Annotated in this window: 17 protein-coding genes; 1 reads left to right on the top strand and 16 read right to left on the bottom strand. The window is 39.6% G+C overall.

The window, feature by feature from the left end; translation table 11 throughout:
* Position 1: 1 nt before the first annotated feature.
* The 10 genes from K1X56_00220 to K1X56_00175 form a co-directional block, all read right to left on the bottom strand.
* Entirely contained in the window at positions 2-979 is a 978-nt protein-coding gene (locus K1X56_00220) for an OmpA family protein (protein ID MBX7093116.1), read from the bottom strand.
* Positions 958-1,617 (bottom strand): hexitol phosphatase HxpB, encoded by a 660-nt coding sequence (gene hxpB / locus K1X56_00215; protein MBX7093115.1) that lies wholly within the window; start codon positions 1,615-1,617, stop codon positions 958-960. Before hxpB ends, K1X56_00220 begins: the two co-directional genes overlap by 22 nt.
* Positions 1,614-2,786 carry a hypothetical protein gene (locus K1X56_00210; GenBank protein MBX7093114.1) on the bottom strand — a complete coding sequence of 391 codons (1,173 nt, stop codon included), beginning with the start codon at positions 2,784-2,786 and terminating at the stop codon, positions 1,614-1,616. Before K1X56_00210 ends, hxpB begins: the two co-directional genes overlap by 4 nt.
* Positions 2,780-3,640 carry an ABC transporter substrate-binding protein gene (locus tag K1X56_00205; protein ID MBX7093113.1) on the bottom strand — a complete coding sequence of 287 codons (861 nt, stop codon included), beginning with the start codon at positions 3,638-3,640 and terminating at the stop codon, positions 2,780-2,782. The genes K1X56_00210 and K1X56_00205 overlap by 7 nt, the downstream gene beginning before the upstream one ends.
* 38 nt (positions 3,641-3,678) lie before the next feature.
* A complete protein-coding gene (locus K1X56_00200) occupies positions 3,679-4,860 on the bottom strand; it encodes an SPOR domain-containing protein (GenBank protein MBX7093112.1) in 1,182 nt (393 codons plus the stop codon).
* Positions 4,861-5,272: 412 nt separating this feature from the next.
* The gene (locus K1X56_00195; GenBank protein ID MBX7093111.1) at positions 5,273-5,659 is read right to left on the bottom strand and encodes a DUF1987 domain-containing protein; all 387 of its coding nucleotides are present in this window, start codon (positions 5,657-5,659) and stop codon (positions 5,273-5,275) included.
* Positions 5,660-5,718: 59 nt separating this feature from the next.
* Complete coding sequence (locus tag K1X56_00190) at positions 5,719-6,954, bottom strand: hypothetical protein (protein MBX7093110.1); 1,236 nt, start codon at positions 6,952-6,954, stop codon at positions 5,719-5,721.
* A gap of 63 nt (positions 6,955-7,017) precedes the next feature.
* Positions 7,018-7,641: a CPBP family intramembrane metalloprotease gene (locus tag K1X56_00185; protein ID MBX7093109.1), complete on the bottom strand. Its 624-nt coding sequence runs from the start codon at positions 7,639-7,641 to the stop codon at positions 7,018-7,020.
* Positions 7,638-8,057, bottom strand: coding sequence for a hypothetical protein (locus tag K1X56_00180; protein ID MBX7093108.1), 420 nt, complete (start codon positions 8,055-8,057; stop codon positions 7,638-7,640). Before K1X56_00180 ends, K1X56_00185 begins: the two co-directional genes overlap by 4 nt.
* A 21-nt stretch (positions 8,058-8,078) precedes the next feature.
* Positions 8,079-9,482, bottom strand: coding sequence for a M20/M25/M40 family metallo-hydrolase (locus tag K1X56_00175; protein ID MBX7093107.1), 1,404 nt, complete (start codon positions 9,480-9,482; stop codon positions 8,079-8,081).
* A gap of 29 nt (positions 9,483-9,511) precedes the next feature.
* Here K1X56_00175 and K1X56_00170 point away from each other — a divergent pair, with 29 nt between their 5' ends.
* Complete coding sequence (locus tag K1X56_00170) at positions 9,512-10,189, top strand: hypothetical protein (GenBank protein MBX7093106.1); 678 nt, start codon at positions 9,512-9,514, stop codon at positions 10,187-10,189.
* On the opposite strand, the gene K1X56_00165 is transcribed toward K1X56_00170, so the two are convergent.
* The 6 genes from K1X56_00165 to K1X56_00140 all read right to left on the bottom strand — a co-directional run bounded on the left by K1X56_00165 (position 10,184) and on the right by K1X56_00140 (position 18,338).
* Positions 10,184-10,417: a hypothetical protein gene (locus tag K1X56_00165; protein MBX7093105.1), complete on the bottom strand. Its 234-nt coding sequence runs from the start codon at positions 10,415-10,417 to the stop codon at positions 10,184-10,186. The two genes, K1X56_00170 and K1X56_00165, sit on opposite strands and share 6 nt — an antisense overlap.
* 3 nt (positions 10,418-10,420) lie before the next feature.
* On the bottom strand, positions 10,421-12,196 hold the full coding sequence (locus tag K1X56_00160; protein MBX7093104.1) for an MBOAT family protein: 1,776 nt from the start codon (positions 12,194-12,196) through the stop codon (positions 10,421-10,423).
* Positions 12,196-13,494 carry a hypothetical protein gene (locus K1X56_00155; protein ID MBX7093103.1) on the bottom strand — a complete coding sequence of 433 codons (1,299 nt, stop codon included), beginning with the start codon at positions 13,492-13,494 and terminating at the stop codon, positions 12,196-12,198. The genes K1X56_00160 and K1X56_00155 overlap by 1 nt, the downstream gene beginning before the upstream one ends.
* Positions 13,491-14,918: a hypothetical protein gene (locus K1X56_00150; GenBank protein ID MBX7093102.1), complete on the bottom strand. Its 1,428-nt coding sequence runs from the start codon at positions 14,916-14,918 to the stop codon at positions 13,491-13,493. The genes K1X56_00155 and K1X56_00150 overlap by 4 nt, the downstream gene beginning before the upstream one ends.
* Before the next feature lie 157 nt (positions 14,919-15,075).
* Positions 15,076-17,403 (bottom strand): OmpA family protein, encoded by a 2,328-nt coding sequence (locus tag K1X56_00145; GenBank protein ID MBX7093101.1) that lies wholly within the window; start codon positions 17,401-17,403, stop codon positions 15,076-15,078.
* A gap of 17 nt (positions 17,404-17,420) precedes the next feature.
* Positions 17,421-18,338, bottom strand: coding sequence for a type IX secretion system membrane protein PorP/SprF (locus K1X56_00140; GenBank protein MBX7093100.1), 918 nt, complete (start codon positions 18,336-18,338; stop codon positions 17,421-17,423).
* Between the last annotated feature and the right edge of the window lie 30 nt (positions 18,339-18,368).

Raw genomic sequence — 18,368 nt, 5'->3', positions numbered from 1 at the left:
CTTAGCATTTTTTTATCCGCACCACCAGTCTAACATTCTCTGCATCCATTTTATTTTTCAGCAGCGGATCACTTTGTTTGTTGATCTCCCAGGAAGAGTGAATTGGTTTCGAATTGCCGAATCCGGTGTAACTGACCTGACTCGCCTTTACGCCTTTTGAAATAAGGTTATCGGCAATGGCTTTTGCTTCGGATAAGGTGCTTGCAGAGGCTGTGTTTGCATCTATGGCGGTTTCGCAATGGACTCCGATTTCAATTACAATTTGCGGATGAGTTTGCAGAAATACAGCAAGAATATTGATGATTCTTAGAGCTGAATCTTTGGCGCTGATATCTTGTTGTGTTGGATTAGATTTTACAAATAAACTTCTGAAATTTCTGCTGAGCGGATCAGCAAGATTTTTTTCCAGGGTTTGGTCAACAAAAAAATATTGATCCGAAACTGCAAAAACACTTTTGTAATTGATTTCAAGAATTTTTACTTCAAGTCGTCTGTTTAACCGGTGAGCCGAATCTTGTTCCTGTTTGGTTTTTAATTTTAGAATTTCAGCTTCAGAAATACGGAAAAATTCCTCACCCATTCCACGCGATACCAATCGTGAAGGCTCAATGCCCTCATTGACTAAGTAAGATTGAAGTGTTTTTACGTACATTTCGGATAATCTTTTGTTGTAGGCCTCATTTCCTCTTATGTCCGTATGCCATCTTAATTCAACTTTGGTAAATGGATTTTCTTTTAACCATTGTACAAGTAAAATTGGATTGCCGTTGTTGCAGATGTCCTCAGGTATTAAACAAATACGCTTAAAATCATAATCGGTGAATCGTTCTCTTTTATAATAAACCGAATCCTGTAATACAGGTAAAAATTTCCCTTTGGCAGGAATTCCACATGCTGCGATATACTCCTCCTTATTTTGAGCTTCAGCCAGGAAATGCAAGCCGAAAAACAACAAAATCAAATAGTGAATTTTTGCCATGTTTCTTCGTTGAATTCAGTGAGATGTTTTAATATCAAATCAGCTGCCGCAAATCGCGCTTCGCCGTAATGGATATCTTCGGGTACAGCTATTACTTTCATGCGTGCAGCTTTAGCGGCAATAACACCGTTAAATGAATCTTCAAAAACTAAACAGTGATAGTGTTCCGTATTTAGTTTTTTTGCAGTAGTCAGGAAAATTCCCGGATGTGGTTTACCGAAGGCTTCTTCTTCTGCAGAATAAATGACCTTCATCTTATCTTGTATGTTTAACTTACCGGTTACGGCTTGTATAATTCGGTAATGACTCCCCGATGCAATAGCCATTGGAATATTTTTTTTCTCGAAAAAAGAAATGCAGTCAAACACCCCGGGAAGAGCGTTCCCTTTTTTTAAAATCAAATCGATAACACGTTGAATAATTTCTTCCTGTAATATTTCTTTGGGTTTGTTGTTCCATGGGAATAAACGGTACCAGTGTTCAACCACTTCTTCAATACGTAATCCCACCGTTTCAAAACACATTTCGTCGCTAAGCGAAATTCCTACCGTAGAAAATAATTCTTTCTCTGCTTCACGCCAGATGGGTTCACTGTCGATCAGCAATCCGTCCATATCGAAAATCACGGCCTTTATCACTTGATGATTTTTTTAAGTGACCGCATAAAAATAACCTGATTGTTTCTGTAAATACAGATGACCGAATTGGAAGGGACAGCGTCCGGCGGGACATTTATTTTTCCAAACAAAATTTCTTTGCCTTCATTTTTTTTATCCTTAATCCCAATTTTCTGATACATCTGAAACGTACCCTCTTGTCCACCTCTTATTTCCGCACTGTAATTTCCCGGAAGATCTGTTCTAAAACTTAAACTGATGACAACACCTCCTTTTTCTCCGTCCGATTTAAACATGGGATCGGAAATGCTTTTGTCGTTATACTCTTTTTCTCCGTTTAACCATTTTACAAGTGGATAGTGATAAAGATTTCCACCGATGGCCATACGTTTTTCTTCGGTGCCCCATAAATCTCCTTTGTCATCAAATAGGATCGCTTCACGTTGACGAAGAATTCCCATGGGGAAATGAAGCATTTTACCACTGAAAAAATCATCTCCTTCATAATCGTAAAGCAGATACAAATGCTGGTAGGTTAATAAGGCGACCATTCCGGTTCTTCGGTCGATACTTGCTGCGGTGACGGCGTGCTCAAAAAATCCGCCTTTGCCTAAATACAGACTGTCGAGTAGTTTCGCTTCTTTTACCCCGGGTTTATCGCTGAGTTCGTATAATTTGGTGTAACCGGAAAATGGTGATTCATTGTTTTTCGAAAACAAAAACAATTTTCCGTTGTGCCAGAAGAAAGCTTCGCAATCGAAATTTTTATTGCTCTCAGCAGGCGGGAAAGATTTTTGATCGGAATATTTAAAATCAATTTTGTCGGCGTAAATACGCTCTGTTCCCAATTGAAATTTATAAATGCAAAGATTCGTTCGTTTGTTCCCGTTATTCCCGAAATCCCCTATGTAAATGTTGTTTTGCGGATCGGTACAAATATCTTCCCAGTCGCTGTTTTTCGATTTTTCTATGGTGTATGTTTTCACAAATTTCCCCTGATGATCCATTTCAATAACCAGATTCGGATTACCGCTGTCGTTAATCGAAATGAAATGAGGACCAAAATGAGCTAATCCGGAAGTCTCCTTCAGGTTATCGGGTATACTATAGGTACTATCCGGTTCCAGTTGCTGTGCCTGAATTTCCGACCATGCAAAAAGAATAAATAGCAGCGCTGTTTTGTTTACCATACAAATCGAATATCGTTGGAATTATCACGTTCTTCCGGTGTGATTAAATCTGCATTGCAAAGACTGTGCAAAATATGCGCGTAGTCGCTTTCTTTTATACCGGGAGCCTCATTCCATGTCATTTCACTAAACCATTGGCTAACCTGTTTTTCATTGAGATGCTGACGTTGTGAAATCCATTTGACGGTTTCCGGATTTTTTTTCAATTCGGCATTTGCAGAAGCAATGATACGGGCAATGGTCTTTACCGCTTCCTGATCTTCTGCACAGAATTCATTGGAACCTGCCAGTAAAAAACTTGGCCATGGAGTAACCACATCCCCAACATATCGTAATCCAAATTCTTCCAGAAAAGGCGCTGTGGTGTATTTCTCCCATAAAAACACATCGCTTTCTCCATTGGCCAGCGATTGGAGTCCACCCTCCAGTGAGTTCACAACTACAAATGAAACATCCGATTTTTCCCAGCCCATATTTTTTGCATGAACGAGCGCCATCAGATGTGAACCGCTGCCATATCGGCTAATGGCAAATCGTTTTTGTTTTAAATCGTTGGTTGAATGGATGGCGGAATTTTTTTTCACATGCGCTCCCCAGTGGAGTGGCGATGTGACGTGCAACTGAATAATTTTTGCTGTGCGATTTCTGATGGCTTCAACAAACATTCCTTCGGTGAGTAAAACAGCAAGGTCTGTTCCGTTGTTCGCGAGTAAACGCGTCATTTCGCCCGTTCCGCCCTTGCTTTCTGTCCACACCAAATCTATTCCCGCTTGTTGGAATAATCCCTTTTCAATGGCATATCTCCAGGGAAAATTAAAATGCTCATTTACGCCGCAAATTCGAATACTTTTCAATGTGATTGATTTTTGACAAAGATAATGCTTAGTGGTATTTAACGGACCTGCATTACCCAGGCATTTGGAAAATCGGATCGTAAGGAGGAAGCCTTGGCCGCAGCATCCGATAAATCGGAAGTGGAATAAACCGAAATATGATGCAAGCCCCCATACACCCCAATATCGCTGGCAGTATGTCCTTTTTCTGAAGCTTTCTGACTAATCGCTGAAATATTGCTTTCGTTGGAATAGCAGCCAATGATCACATAATAATTACCACTTTGTGCCGGAGCTGAAGGTGTGGTGGTCACCGCATGATTTTGTTTCGGCGCCACTTCTTCTTTCACCGGACTTTCTTCAGTTATGAGTTCAGGATTTTCAGTTTCAGCAATAGGCGATTCGGTGAGACTACTATCCATCTCTTCCACCGAAGTGCTATCACCCGGTGATGCTGGTTGTTCTTGCTTTGGTGATTCTTTTTTTGTTTCCTTTTTTTCATCTGCCTTACTTTCTGTTTGTCCCGAAAATAAATGCATGATTTCATTGCGGAATAAATAGCCTGCTGTTCCACCTCCACCGAGTAGGAGAAGAAGCAAGAGGGGAATCAATAATTTTCTTTTTTTTCGCTCCTTCTTTTTTTTCTCAACCGGAGATTTTTTTATTTCTTTTTCAATCTTTTTTTCTGCAGCAATTTCCGGCTTTGTGATTTTCTCTTCCTGGATACTTACCGGAGGAATGGAATTTTCCTTTTCCTCTTTCGGTAGTTCAGGTTTTGGTAATTCAACTTTCGGTGTTTCAACTTTTGGTGTTTCAACTTTTGGTGTTTCAATTTTTGGCGTTTCAACTTTTGGCACCTCAGTTTTTGGAGTCTCCGTTTTTATTTCAGGGACAATTATTTTTTCTTGCTGATTTTCGGTTAGGGATGGATCATGGGTGAATTCAATTTTTCCCGATGCATCTGATTTTATTTTCCCCAGGCGTTGAATCACAACATCTCGTCCCGATTCCAGCAAAGATTGAATTCCGGCGGAGAAAACTTCCAGTTTTTTACCTGCTTCCTCCATGCCGAGATTTTCTTTTTTGGCAATGTAGGCAACCAGCATTCCGTCGTTAAACTTGAGGTAGGGATTAAAAATATAAGGTTGAGTAGTGGAATCATTCTGAACGAATGCGCCGATTCCGGGAAGAATAACTGTCTTATTTTCCTGCAATAACTCAAATAGATATTCTGCTTTCATTGCCTGCTGATTTTCCTCTTAATATAGGAATAAATCAGAAAAAATAAAAGCAATAAAAAAGCGCCCGGAGGTAGCAATGGGCGCTTTTAGTGAACTTCTCTTATCCCAGGAATGAAAAGAGAAGGTAAGTGGTGAGCGATACAACGGCCAGTACCAATCCCACATACAGGTTAGAACGGTCTCTCATGGCTATACAATTTAAGTTAAACATTCCGTTAAGTAGCCTTGCTCCATTTGGTTCTGGTTTCTGTATAGTTAAACGGGCAGTTCCAAAAAATGTTATGTATGCATACTAAATCAACGCTACATTTCGCTCAACGGATGCTCATTTTGGATGAATCTTCGTGTTTTAAGGATGATATAAAACAAAAAATCCCGCATAAAGCGGGATTGAATATTGGTTGTTGAACCATTAAATTTCTTCGATGGCTACCATTTTAAATGGAACAGAGATAATCGCCTGATAGTCTTCTCCGGCTTCCAGCATATCTTCGTCATCTTCTTCATAATGCCAGTTAATGGTCACTTTTGTTTTCCCGCCATTGTTCAGGTTTTCAAGTTTCTTAAAGAAATCAAGAATACATTTCGAAGAAGAGGTATTGAAATATTCCAACACAACATTTACCTGAGTATCGGATTTCGGATTTGAACCGTAATTTTCAACCCAATCAAAAATCGGTTTGTAAAATTCAATGGAATTTTCCGGAATGGAACGTCCTTTTAATTCAAGAACACCTTTTTCCGCATTCAGATTCACGGTTGGGGTTTTAGGACTCCCCTCAAGTACGAAACTGCTCATAATGACTATTTTGGAATTTATCTGCCTCGAAAATACGAAAATATCCGAATGCAAAAAAGTTATTCCAACCTCGGATTTACAATGTTATTATAGATTGATCCGAAGGTATAGGAGATACCCACACTGCCCCAATAACTTAAGCTGGTAGGGAGCTGGACCTGACCAAGTAATATTTCTTCCTGACTTGCAGACTCTAAGGGCAAATTAATCCGGTTCCGGATGCGGGCATAATAGCCTGATAATTCAAGTGAAAAACCTTTAAAAAGCCGGAATTGGGCATATACATAAAGTGCCAAGGAATTTAGACTGAAATCGTGCAGGAAATTATTCCAGGATACCGTGGAATTGAACTGTCCCCATTTACTAATGAATTTACTGGTAAACGAAAGTGATTGACGCATCAGGTATTGTTCGTCGCGAAATAAAATGGTGGTGGAATTATATTTTCTATACAGTGGAGCGAGTGTATAGGAGAAATACAGCATCCGGGTGGAGGATTCGTTGTAAGGGAAAATATCATATTCAAGTGAAGCTCCTGCATAATAGGAAGATTTAATATTTTCATAAATACTCGAATAATAATTGATTTCGGTTCCTGCGCTCCAATGTTTACTGATGCTCCAAACCTGATTAATATTGGCGTAATAATTTCTAAACAAACTCACGATTTCGGTGGTGTCGTCGATATGGAATGTATTTTTATTGTAATAGGTGGATCCCTCCATTCGGGTTTTGCTTTCGTTGGTAATTCTATTGGCCGTTAACGATCCGTTTAAACTGAGCGACGAAACCAGCGATTCTCCATTAAACCATCCACCGGCAGCAGCCTTAAATACCCAGAAATTCCACTTGTCCTTGATGGTATCATTGGCAGGTGCTTCCTGGTCGTAGGTAATAGAAATATGTTCACATAACGGAGTTTTCATAATATAACGGATCAATCCAAGCTGAATATTGTTGTTGAGATGATCTCTGATTTCATCAGGCGTTGAGTTGGGTGGGATGGAACTTACCAAGGTGTCATTCATGCCCTCGAATTTATTTCTGCCGAAAAAGCTTAAGGTAAATTCCGTTCCGCCTGCACCGGTGGGACGTGTAGTTACTAAAACATGCACATCACATAAGAGACGGTCTCTCACATAGTGAAGAAAATAAAAATCCTGACGAAGATTTTCAATGTCGCACGATTCGCAATCAACAAACACTTTTGGGGCCAGATTATTTTCTTCCTGAGCAGGTTGAGCAATAGATTGGAGAGCGATTAGAAAAAACAAGAGTAGAGCAGATGTCCTCATTAAAATTAGATTTCGACCAACATAAGGTGAATAATCCAACTGGTTACATCCTATTTACAAAAATTAGGAAATCTCTCCTTCTTCTTCCTCCGAATTAAGAAATATTGGGAAGTCATCCTTGGGAATTGCTTCCTGATCGTTCAATTTACTCAACAGAAAAAGCAAAACTATATCAATCACCACATGTGAAGCAATGGAGGCGTAAATACCTAAATAGCTGAGCTCGTAAGCTATGATAATAATTACGGCAGTCATGTAAATGCCATAAACCGAAACCCGCCAGTCGAAGGGATTTAAATATCCATGGAGCGCAACAAAGAGGATGGAGGTGATCCATATTCCTAAAAAAGGTTGAATGGAGGCTCTGAATAATAACTCTTCCCCAATACCTGCACAGAGGGATATGTAAATGATATCGATGGGTTTTAAGTGGAGTGATTTTATCAATCCGCCGTATTTTTCTATTACGGGTAATAAAAATGGAGAACGAATCAGATACCATGCACCTAATGCAGAAAGAAATCCGAATACAGATCCGAAACAGATTTGTAGAATGATGGAATGTCCTTCAAAAAAAACAGCGGTCCAGTTTTCTTCAGAAATAATTTTAAAGATAAGCCAACCTACCAATGGAAAAATGGTGAGGGTAAAGGTTGCCAGCAATAGAATGGTAGTTCGGTTACTCATTCTGATTCCGGATGCTTCGTTTCGTTTTTAAATTGCTGCAACCATTGAATGGCTTTTTCTTCATTATCGAAAACCTTGAATGGTTTTTTTGGGCGATAAAAATTGGCGTAGAAGTTGGCCAGGATTTTATAGGCAAGATTATTGACCAAAACTGCAGTGGCGGTAAAAGGTTGTTTGTCCTCAATCTTTCGGGAATACACTCTGGCGTCGCGGGTAATGCTTACCCCATCTTCCATTTTCAGCAACATAGGCATGGGACCAAAAACGGTAATCTCCTTATAAAATCGATGGTGTTCTTTTTTAACTTCAACCGTTATTTCTGCATCTTTCAGATAAGTGACGTGAATGATTCCGTCGACAATATGAATGTGTGCAGTTTGGGTTTGTTCTGTGGGTTTAAAATCAATCGGGGTCACTGTAATTCTCCTTCGCTCTAATTAATGATTTGCCAAATGGATGTCCAACACATAGAGAAATGCAGCCATTGCGGCAGATCCTAATTCGAGTTCCCGTCTGTTTACATTTTCAAACACATCGGTTTCTGCATGGTGATGATCAAAATAACGTTGGGAGTCGGGAACAAATCCGAACAACACAATATCGGGGAAGTATTTTTTAAGGGGACCAATATCTGCTCCGGATCCTCCGGGTTCAAAATAGTGGAGGTCGTATGCTTTAAACAATGGGGCAAGTGATTGCAACCAGTCAATTTCTTTTTGATTACCCTCAATGGCAAAACCACGGGGAACAAATCCACCGCGATCACTTTCTAATGCAGCGATATGTTTTTCATTTTTTTCATGGGCTTGCTCCGCATATTTTTTTCCGCCTCTTAATCCGTTTTCTTCATTCATAAACAATACAGCTCTTAAAGTATGCTTCGGTTGAATGCCTAACACTTTAAATAAACGAAGAGCTTCCATACTTTGAACACATCCCGCTCCATCATCGTGAGCGCCTTCGCCGATATCCCAGCTGTCGAGGTGACCACCCACTGAAATGATTTCGTCGGGAAATTCTTTACCGGTGATTTCTCCAATTACGTTGTATGATTTTACATCAGGTAACCATTGGCAATCTAAATTCAACGTCATTTTTACGGGACGACCCGCTTTTAATTCTTTCGAAATTTCATCGGCAACCACGGTACTTACTGCAACAGCAGGAATTTTAGGAATGGAGTCATCGTATTTCATTGCACCGGTATGCGGATGATCACCTTCTCCATGCGTCATACTGCGAATAACAACAGCTTTAGCACCGTATTGGGCTGCTTCCTTAGCACCATGTACACGTTGGTCTACACAATGTCCGTACGAATTAAACGTGTGAATGTATGTAGGATCGAAGGGACGATTAAACAATACGATTTTACCTTTGATGTTTTCCGGCCCCAGTCGTTTTAATTCTTCAAAATCGTTAACCTCAATCACTTCTGCAGTTAATTTTCCGTTTGTACCCACAGAACCACCGAGTGCGGTGATTTTAATGGAACTGCTAACCGGTGTTCCGTCTTTTCTTTTTGGATAATTAGAAAGAATGAGCATTCCACTTTCGTTTTTTCCTCTTACCCAATGAGGAACCATTACTTCCTGCAGATAAACTTTATCGAATCCGGCTTTTTCCATTATTTTTTTTCCCCAATACACCGCTTGTTCCGCTTGCGGAGATCCGCTGAGTCGATGACCGATACTTTTGCAGAGAACTTTTAAATTCTGATAACATTCTCCATTGGTCAATTCAGCATCGTAAATTTTTCGGATAAGCACCGAATCCGGATCGGCAGAGTGGGAAACCGTAGCCGTAAAAAGTATGGCAATAAACAGGAATAGTTTTTTCATTCTGGTTTTTATTGCCTTAAATTTAAAAAATGAAAGCACAGTTTCTAGCAATAAGCCTATGTATGTTGTTGTTTTATTCACAAAGTGAAGGGAAACAGGGGAATGCACCGATGAATGTAAGCAAGACTGAAGCGGGATTTATGGCTGATTCGCTGGAACGGGTTTATGGTTCTAATAAACAAGTGCCTGCAAAATACCGTTTGGCGTTTTATTATGCACTGAGCCGGTATCCGGAATTAATTTCATTGCGAATTTCTATCCGGGAAAAAAAATTGAACAGCACAATGGCTGCTCGTCCAACGGTAATTTCCAGTTTGTTTCGTTCCAAATCAAAGCGGCGTTACGTTATTTATGTCAATAGCGACAGCAGTCACGCCTCCCCGCAATTTCATGAGTTCACGTTCAATGCACAAATAGGGGTATTGGGACACGAATTAGCTCATTTGTTGAAATACCGTGTTCAAAAAGCCGGAAGCTTATTGGGGGATGCTTTCCGATACAAAAAGGAAAATTTTAAAATGAAGTATGAACGTTACACCGACAGTATAACCGTTGTGAGAGGCTTAGGTTGGCAGTGTTATGATTTCGCAACGCAATTGCAAAACAACGCAGGTGTGCCTGAGGCGTACAAAAAGAAAAAAGAGAAATTTTATTTTTCACCAAGAGAAATCTATGCCTTGATGTCGGATTTAGGGTATGAATTATAAATCGGCTTTCCGCAGCGTTAAACCTCCCCGGAGATCGTAAACGCCTTCCAGAATCCATTTTTGTTTCGAGTCGTTTTCGATGAATAATAATTCAACAATGGATGAGGCATCCGGATCAAACGAGCCTTCCAGAATTTTAATCTGATTATTGGTTCTCAAGTTGCGGAGCATGGCAATTAATGCATCGCAATCGTCCTGTGAACTGCAGCTTTGTTCGTGAAGCAACATGGATTAAAATTGAAAATAAATGAAAACAGAATTGTTCGAAGAAGCGATCTGATAAATTAGTACCGATGAAATAAAGGTTATAATAATTTGTGCCGCCATGGAAAGGTTAACGAATTTCTCCAATACCTTTTCCTTGAACGAACCCGATAACCAGTGAATGATATAAGCAATAATCATAATTATTAATACCGCCCAATAGCTTGTCACCATCAGATTCCATGCTGCGGAGTTAAATCCTTCTGCAGTAAATAATCCGAAATTATTCCAGATCCTGTTCAGGTAAAAGTTGGCATTATCCATGTCGGTTGCACGGAAAAATATCCGGGTGAAGGTGATAAAATTAAACGTGAAAAATATTTTCCAGAAATGAACCAGGAAGAAATTCGATTTTTCATAGGGAGAAACGCGCTTCCAGTATTTGTAAATCACCAATGCTAATCCGTTTAATCCTCCCCATATAATAAACTTCATACTCGCTCCATGCCATAATCCGCCAAGCAGCATCGTAATGAGTAAATTGATGTCGGTATTCATAAAATTTCTGACAGATTCAATGAGCATCAGCGACAATATGGCCAGTAATAATAATAAACTCAACACCCAAAAATCGAGAGCGTAAAATGTTTCGCCGATGGTAATTCCGGGCGACCAGTAATAGTTGATGAGTCCGCTTAAAAAGAATACGATCAGCGGGACAAACAAATAAGATATAAAACTCGCTTTTTTATTTCCTCCCAATGGAATATATAGATAATCGCGTAAAAAACTTGATAATGAAATATGCCATCTGCGCCAAAAATCGGCAACACTAACTGCTTTGTAGGGTGAATTAAAATTGATATTCAGCTGGAACCCGAGTAGTTTGGAAATACCAATGGCGATATCGGTATAACCGCTGAAGTCGCCATAGATTTGCATGGAATAGGCCCACATGGCTACTACCAAAACAAATCCCGGAAAATTATCAGGATTTTGAAAGGTGTGATCGATAAAATTGCCACCTAAAAAATCGGCTACAACTATTTTTTTTGTGAGACCTTTTAAAATCTGAAACAAGGACCATCCAAATTCATGCTTTGTTAATTTAAAGGGCTCGTACATTTGAGGAATAAAATCCTTGGCACGTACAATAGGTCCTGCCACCAATTGCGGAAAGAAACTTACAAAGAATCCAAAATCAATAATGTTTTTTACCGGATGCAGTTCCCTTCGATATATATCGATGGTGTAACTCATCGTTTGGAATGTATAAAATGAAATTCCAACCGGTAAAATAATTTTATCTACGCACAATAATTCACTTCCCCAGAAACTATTGGTCCAATAGGAGAAATGATTAAAGAATTCGTATTGAGTGGAAAAAAGTGAGTTGAACGATTCCGTGAAAAAAAAGGCGTATTTAAAGTATGCGAGAACAAACAAATTCAAAAACATGCTGATAAATAGCAAGGTCTTTCGTTTTCGTTGATTATCACTTTTAAATATGGCATTCCCAACGTTGTAATCGAGTAGGGTAGAGAAAACGAGGATAATTAAAAAGAGTCCGCTGGTTTTAACATAAAAGAAGCAACTCACCAGAAGCAGAAATAATGTTCTGAGTTGGTTTCGTTTGTACACGAGGGTGAAAACACCATAAACCAATAAAAAGAAAATCCAGAAATTGGCCTGGGTAAAAGTAATGGGTGCGGTTTGGACTTTCGAAAAATCATTCGCCTGTTTTCCCAGTTCTTCACATGTGAAGCTCGGAAATGCGGTAAATAATTCTTCCAGACGTTCCATTACTTTTCGTTTGTAAGTTTTACCAATCGCTTGTACTCGTATTCATCGAGGTACTTTAGAAAGGCTTCAAAAAATAAATCTCCCTTTAACAAGTAGCCATCCCATGTAAAGTGAATGCGGTCTTTATGCATAAGGTCTGCCTTGTACCAGGTATTCGAAGAGCCGAGCCCACCCATCATTCCATATACATCCCAAAATCCCATATTGTATTTTTTACTCAGGTCAATAATTACATTACGGGTTAATGCAACATTTCTGTTGGGGTGTTTTTTATAATAATAAGCATCATTGGGAACAGTATATAAAATAGCGCAATTGGGATTTGCCCTCAATATTTTTTTTGTAATCTCTTCGTAATTTCTAAAATAAGCAAGCGTATCAAATTCTCCATCGGGCACATTTGCATCATTGGTACCCACACTAAGAATAAATAAATCGGGTGGCAAATTTTTTAATTGCATTTCCCAATCCTGACAACGCAAATAATTGGGCAAGGCTGCTCCGTTTACTCCGATTGAATTGTAGATTACACCGGGTTGTTTATTCATCATTTCTACGCCGTAGCAGGTAAAGGAGGAAGTATCTGATTTCACTCTGGTGATCACAAAAAATGCGGTATCAAATTCCATGCTCAGATTAAATTCCGTAAATCCTCTTAAGCTGTCTTTCGTTACCGATTTCACAATGGAGGGATATCCAAACTCAACCATAAACGATGGATTCATATTGTGGTAAATCCTGAATCGGTCGTGCCGGTAAGGCATGGGTTCTTTTTCGCGGTAATAAATTTTAATCGAAGAAATGGTGTCTTTGCAACTAATTGAAATTCCTTCAATACCTAAACGACTTGTATCTTTTCGCTGCACACAACGAAGGGATGTCCATTCGCCGGTCCCTTCCGATTTGTAATTGTAAGGATTGTTTGTCCCTGCAATGGTATAAGGGAAAACGAGTCCTCTTGCACCTTTTAATCCGGGCCAGTAACTGTTCATCCAGGTGCGCATTTTATTGGAGTAAACATCGGCCTGAATATGGCTTCCTCCCATGTGATAAACCACAACTTGACCTTTTCTGCGGTTAATCAGACTGTCGAATTTTGAGTAGAAGTATTCGAAGTTGGGACTCTCCTCCGATGGAAAATAAAATTTATTATGTGCGTAGTGAATGAACTTGTATTTATTGATAATTGAAGTGTCAATAATACCCATCAGGGTATCTGCATCCATATCATCATCGTATTGCGCTTCACTTGTGATTGAAACAAATAACAAACTAAAAACGAAAAAAATCTTCCTCACGGTTTCACTCCTTTCTGATATTGCTGGTATTCGAATAAAAATGCTTCGTAAAACATTTCAGCAACAAATCTTGCGCCAGAAGGTGTGAAGTGCGTGTAGTCAGGACCAGCTAGGTCTTTTTCAACCCAGGTCAACATCGAATTTTCTCCTCCCATGGCCGAGTAAATATCCCAGTAGGCAGCTCCGGCGTCAAAGGAGGCTTGTTTCATATCGGCAATGAGTGTAGTAAGCAAAGGATAGCTTTGGTATTCGCCATCAATTTTGGTCGACATATCCGATGGTCCAATTACGATGATAACGGCGTTCGGTTTTAATTTTTTAAGGGTGTATAAATTCGATTTAAAATAATTGGCATATTGTTTCGAGGCAGCAGCATCTTTTAGATAAGGCATGGAATTACCTCCAAACTGCATGATGAACATTTCCACATCAAGATCCGCATACATTCTGCTCATTAAAGATTGATCAACCTTTCCAAAAAATGTTCCTGAACCACCTCGCATAGCCACATTGTCGACTGCTACCCCATAGGAACCATCCAATGAAAAACCATAAAAATCGGGCGAGTCTTTTCCTTTGAACACGTATTTTAATTTCTCAGGTGTTTGATCGAATTTCAGTTCAATAACATGATAGTTTTGATCAGGATTCAAGGTGTCTTCATGAATCAGTTCTCCATTGTTAAACACTTGCATGTCGGTATGCGATTTGCAATTGCCGTAAAAAAGTCGAACCGAATTAAAAGTTCTGGAGTTGCCATAGGCTTGTTTATGAAAACCAATTTCAATCCAGCCCTCTTGTACTTCCTGCAAGGAAATGAGCGAATCCTCTACAATTTTTGTAAATCGTGCAAAGGAGCCCATAGATCCGTATTTTTTATGTTTTACAGATTTACTCACCTCACCAAAAATGGTGAAGCGCTTAAAATTGGGAGATACGGTTTGAACAAAAGAAAGGGTATGGTATTGATTAAATGCAGGTATCATTCCAGGACCATAACCTCCGAATTTGGCTTGTAATTTCTGACGGAAATACCCTGTTATACGGTCGCCTTCAATTTGTGAATCGCCGTAGTGAATGATGCGTACCGTTTTTTTATTGGCGCTTACCTGATTTAGTTTTTCAAAAATGGGATTTAAAATAGACGGACTATTCTTCCCGAATTCCAAACGCGCTATCCCCCCCGCGTTAAGCGTTACCTCTGCCGTATCGGTGGGAGCGCCCAATTCAGAGCCGATGTTGTTATCGTGACGAATAAAAGTATCTACGGGTTCCCTGGCCATTAAGGAAGTGTCGAGACGATTAAGGATGTTATCGATCTTTTTCTTTTCCTTTTTTTTCGTGTGGATGAACTTATCCCAACTTGGATATTTTAGGGCATAATCATTTCCGAGACTGATTCCTTCTTTAGGGAAAACAAACATTAAACCCAATAACGAGGAAAGGGTTATGAGGATAAATAATAAGACTTTGGAAGGACTATAATTCTCCACCGGGTTTGGACTTGCAATACTCAAAATTAGTAAGAAAGCGAAGCCTTCACCCGAAGGGTGAAATAATTTTTTACAATGGTATTAACAATTATTTGGACGATTGTTCCAGTCGGAATTCGCATCTGCGGTTCATCCGGTGTTGCTCTTCCTCGCAATCAACCCCATCGCTACAGCCATTAACCAGGCGGGATTCTCCGTAAGATTGAACATTGATACGTGAAGCTGAAATACCCTTGGAAACCAAATAGGCTTTTGCGGCTTTTGCGCGTTGGGCAGAAAGAGCCAGGTTAAAGTCCTCATTATACCTCGAATCTGCATATCCGCTAATCTGGAGTTTCAGTTTTTTATGCTTGGTCATAATCAGGAACACTTTGTCCAGCGTTTTTTTGGAGTCGGCACTTAAATCGGAATGGTTTTTCTCGAAATAGATATTGGGGACCTTCTCCAGAAACTCCATGTCGGTGGTGGAAATTTCCTGCAAATAGGAAAACTCCTGCTTGAGGCGTTTATAAGTAAATCTTCCGGTTTTATCGTTTTCCAGCATCGCCAGCGACCTTCCGGTGCGATTGTATAAATCGAGAATTAATTTTTTCTCAAAATTCGGATCATTCGGATCAATCTGGAAAATGTATTCTTCTGCAATTTTCAGATTTCTTACACGGAAAAATCCTTTTTCGTCCGTGCTTCCCTTGTATAGAACGTTGCCCTTGTCGTCGATAATCACAAAGTTCATGTTGGAAGGACTTCCATCTAAATTTCTATACCGGAATTGCCCGGCCAGCGATACCGTTGGTTTGGCCAGCATGCTGGTATCATCGGATATTTCCATGAACCGCAATCCCGCCGCTTCAGGTGTAAGTTTGCGGAAGACATATTCACCGTTTGAATTCCTTCTTAATTCTGCAGTTACATTTTCAGATTTGTTATAGATCAGAAGAATGACATCTTCACCTGTGCTATCTGTTTTTAAAATGTAATTTTTACCAAGATCTAATTCGCGGAACGTGAAATTACCATAGTTATCGGTTTTAGATCTGTGAACAACATTGCCCTGATCGTCGACCAGATATACATTTAATCCATCGGGATATACGCCGGGTAATTTTTCGAAAATAAACTGACCCGAGAGTCGACCCGATTTTTTCCCCAGTTCAGTTTCTTCAATTTCCATAAGGGAAAGCGTACCACTGAGAGCAGGATCCAGTTTCTTGTACACAAAGGTTCCATTCTGATCACTTCTTAAAACGGCAACGGCAACACCGTCACGGTCGATAATTTCCAGTTTCAGATCAGGATCCGGATTTATTACGCGAATCGAGTAATTTTCATTGGCAGGTAAATTACGGAATGCAAATTCTCCTTTGTTATCGGTTTTGGTTCGCATAACAATTTCACCATTATCGTCAATCAGCAAAACATCCAGACCTTCCGTTCCCGAATTGAGGGTGCGGTAGCTAAACCGGCCCACGATATCTTTAGAGCCAACCACTGCGGTTTCTTCAATTTTTACGTAATAAATATCATCGTCACCTTTTCCACCTTCACGGTTAGAAGAGAAAAATCCTCCTTTTCTATTGGGGAGAATAAAAAATCCAAAATCATCACCTTTACTGTTGATTTCATTTCCCAGATTTTCTGCCTTGGTAAAAAGGGAATCCCTGAAATAAGATTTAAACAAATCCAAACCACCTTCACCACCTTGTGATGAGGAAGAAAAATACAATGCATTTTGGTGAACGTATGGAAAAACTTCATCGCCGCTGCTATTGATCATTGATCCCGGATTAACAGGAGCGCTCCAGTTTTCAGTTGTTTTTTCCACATAGAAAACATCCTTTCCGCCCATACTTCCTTTCATATCGGATGAGAAAAAAAGACGTTTTCCATCGGCGCTGAAAGCAGGGTGACCAAACGAAAATTCTGGATCACAAAAGGAGAACAGTTGTTTATTTCCCCATTTGCCATTCGATTTTTCCATGTAATAAAGTTGCGGCTTGTTCAATTTATGTTTTTCCCTTGCTACTTGCGTAAAAACCAACAAATTTCCATCCGGAGAAATGGCAACAGGACCTGTATGATTAAAATTTTCGAGCTCCTTGGAATATAAAAAGGCAGGACTAACAATTGCACTGTCGGATTCGAGTGATTTTATTTTGGCGCTGAATACATTTAAAAATTTTCTTTTCTTCCAACGGTTTTCTCCCCAATTCAGGTAATCAAAATCGCGATCGGAAGTAAAGAGTAAAATGTCGCCATATACCACAGGACTAAATTCGCTGTAGGTAGAATTCAATCCATTAATTTTTTTAACGGTGTAATGCGTTTCTACAGTGGTGTTCAGAATTGCTTCATGTTGTGCAATAGCATTAGAACAGATAATACTGAAGAAAAATATATGCAGGAGGTGTTTTAACATTTTTATCTGAATTTCCATTATAGATATCGTGGAGAAACTGATTTGGTTTTTTTGAGGTTTAAATCAAAACCGGCCATGATTTCATGTGTTCCGGTTGTGAATTGCTTCAATGGATTCATAACAATATCGTACGAATAACCAATGCGAATAAAATCGGTAATGTTATATTCGGTAATCAGTACTATTCCATTTCCACTGCGGTAACTTGCACCTAGCCAAAACACTTTATTGAAAAGAAAACTCGTGTTGATATCGAAATTTACAGGAGCATTTTCAACGTATTTAACCAGGATGGAAGGCTTAATAACTGTGTTTTTCCCCAATGGAAGAGCGGCTCCTGAAGTGAACATGAAGTGCCTGCGCATAACGACATAAGCATCGCTCGGAAAGTTGGGATAGTTGATTTGGTTTTCCAGTAAATGAGAGACAGAAAGCCCGGCAAAAAATCGTTTTGAATAGAGATAAGATCCGAAATCAAATGTGGGGACAATGGTATTTACGGTTCCAGTATTGTTAAAACGGTCTGCCTGATTTTGATAGTTTAATTTAGAACGGTCCAACCGTGAATTAAAAATCCCCCCACGAATTCCGAAGGATAATTTTAATTTACCTAAGCGTAAGTGATAAGCATAAGAAGCCAGTGCTCCGGTGTTTTTTGTGGGACCCACTCCGTCGTTAAATAAATTTAATCCCAGAGCCATTTTATTACCGCCAATCGGGGAATGCAAACTGAACGTTTGAGTTGAAGGTGCGCCCTCAATACCTCTCCATTGCTCACGCATTAACAATACGCCGCTCAATGCATCACGACTTCCGGCATAGGCGGGGTTAATCGCAAAAGGATTAAACATGTATTGCGAGTAGATGGCATCCTGCTGAGCATTCACCAATAAAGGTGAAAGCAGTACTGCCCAAACAAATAAATATTTTTTCATCGTCATCATTTTCATTGATGATTACTGTTT

The sequence above is a fragment of the Flavobacteriales bacterium genome (assembly GCA_019694795.1).
GTDB lineage: Bacteria > Bacteroidota > Bacteroidia > Flavobacteriales_D > UBA2798 > UBA2798.
This window is presented reverse-complemented; position numbering and strand designations above follow the sequence as displayed.